Genomic DNA, 2,064 nt, shown 5'->3' with positions numbered 1-2,064 from the left:
TAAAACTGTATTGTATTCATCTGGCGTAAAATCAGCCAGGGCAAGAATATGGCGGCGAGTCCAGGTGGCATTTGCCATATAAGTCGTCAAGCAATTAAATAACTTAGTTTTGCTGCTCGTGACAGCTCCTACACTGACCCGTTGGGTTCAGTGTAGGCTTCCCAGCCAATCCGGCTATTGCTTAGGAGGCGCTGGGCTTTAAGAACGGACTGCCCTTCCGCTCTGTTTTTTATATTTATCGCTGCATTATGGTCTCTATCAAGACTGCACCCGCAATGAGGACAATCGTGCCATCTGACATGCAGTTTTTTAGGAACTTTCCTCCCGCAATTGGAACAATTCTGTGAGGTGTTCTGAGCACTTACTGGAATAGCCAACAAGCCAGCATTCAAGGCTTTGCTTGTCAGTATCGCCAGGAAGCTTGACCACCCAGCATCCAACACAGATTTAGCCAATCGGGATTTAGCCATCCCCTTAACGTTTAGCTTTTCGTGGGCGATTACATCATACTTTGATAGCCAATAATTGGTTGTTTTAAAGTGGAAATCCTTCCGTTTATCTGCTACCTTTTTATGCTGTTTTCCAAGTTGCTTGATAGCCTTAAGTCTGTTGTTACTTCCCTTCTGGCGTCGGGATACTCGTTTCTGGATAACCTTTAACCGTTTTTGAGACTTCCGATAATACTGAGGAATATTAATGGTTTCCCCTTCAGAAGTAGTCAAAAACTCTTTGAGGCCAACATCAATACCAACTATTGAGTCAGGGTTAATATCAGGTTTTATCTCAGGAACTGTTTTATCTTCCAGAGATAAAACTAAATAGTAGCCATCACATTTTTTGGTGATAGTTGCTGTTTTTATCTTGAATCCAGCAGGTATTGGGCGATGAAGGATGACTTTGAGCTTTCCTAGTTTTGGTAGGTTGATCAGATTACCCTCCAAGCACCCCTCTTTCATTTGTGGATAAGTAAAAGTACGGTAGCGATGACGCTTTTTGAATCTAGGTCTCCCGCTCCGTTTCCCATTACTATCTCCTTTTATGAACCTATCAAAAGCCAATTTAACTCTTTTTACTACATCCTGAAGTACCTGAGAATGAACTGTTTTATACCAAGCATGAGTTTTTTTGAGGTTTGGGAGAGTTTTATTTTGACTAAAATAATCGGGATTATTTCTTAGATCGGGAAGATGGCAGACAAGGGGACAAGCATTGATAGAACAGCGATTTTGTTCATACCAGGAAAACCGGTCGGCCAAAAGGTAGTTATATTGAGCGCATAACATTGACAGCCAATTGTTTATCAATATTTTCTGTACTTTTGTCGGTTTAAATTTATACTGATATGCTATTCTCATGTTCGTTGTCATCCTACTTATCGACCGACTCTAATTATAATAAAGTGTATAAACTTATGACAACCCAAAAATGAAAGACAAGAAACTGATAATCAGGATTACTGACTTCGAGAAAAGACAGTTACAGCAAGAAGCAGAACGACGTGGAATGACTTGATCTGAATTAGTAAGAAGCTTAATAGCTCGCTTCCCTGTCCCGTGCATATCCTGTGCAAAATTCATCCCGGAGATGAAACCTTAGAAGAGTGGAGCCTTATTCCACGAGTTTTAACCAAAGGTGCGCTTGACCCGTAATTAAATTCGCCACGGGTCGCACCTCTTTTATGCATAGCCTGCCAACTATAAAGGCGACCCTCTGATTGCGGTAACTTCTGACCACACTCATGGCGTAGCATTGAGATGTGGGGCTTCTTTTACCGGACAGCTAACAGCTTTGAGAATTTCTGACACCCAGGAAACCCTAGATATCGATTAAGGTTAGCAGGTGGAGGTTTTACCAATTACTAATGACTAACGACAAAAAACAACAGACCATTTTAAAAGTGATTAACTGGACTTGATATAACACATCTATTTAATTGAGGGGTATAACCCGTCATGCTAACTATTCAATAGTATGCTCTACTCAAGAATGTGGATCAAGAGGCACACATTTTTGTTGCTGTGCTTTAATCTTTCGCTGAACTCTAACTGGTACTCCCTTCACTGC

The 2,064-nt window shown here is 41.1% G+C and carries 1 protein-coding gene; it reads right to left on the bottom strand.

The genetic code is table 11. The annotated features are described in order from the left end of the window. Positions 1-128: 128 nt before the first annotated feature. Positions 129-1,355, bottom strand: a complete 1,227-nt coding sequence (locus F6K38_RS40345; RefSeq protein WP_287360471.1) for an RNA-guided endonuclease InsQ/TnpB family protein — start codon at positions 1,353-1,355, stop codon at positions 129-131. Positions 1,356-2,064: the final 709 nt, after the last annotated feature.

Source organism: Moorena sp. SIO3B2 (assembly GCF_010692525.1).
Lineage (GTDB): Bacteria > Cyanobacteriota > Cyanobacteriia > Cyanobacteriales > Coleofasciculaceae > Moorena > Moorena producens.
Note: the sequence above shows the minus strand (reverse complement) of the source record. Positions and strands in the feature narration are given on the sequence as shown.

Excerpts from the sequence above, each read along its gene's own strand:
- F6K38_RS40345 (WP_287360471.1), bottom strand. The coding sequence starts at position 1,355 with ATGAGAATAGCATATCAGTATAAATTTAAACCGACAAAAGTACAGAAA.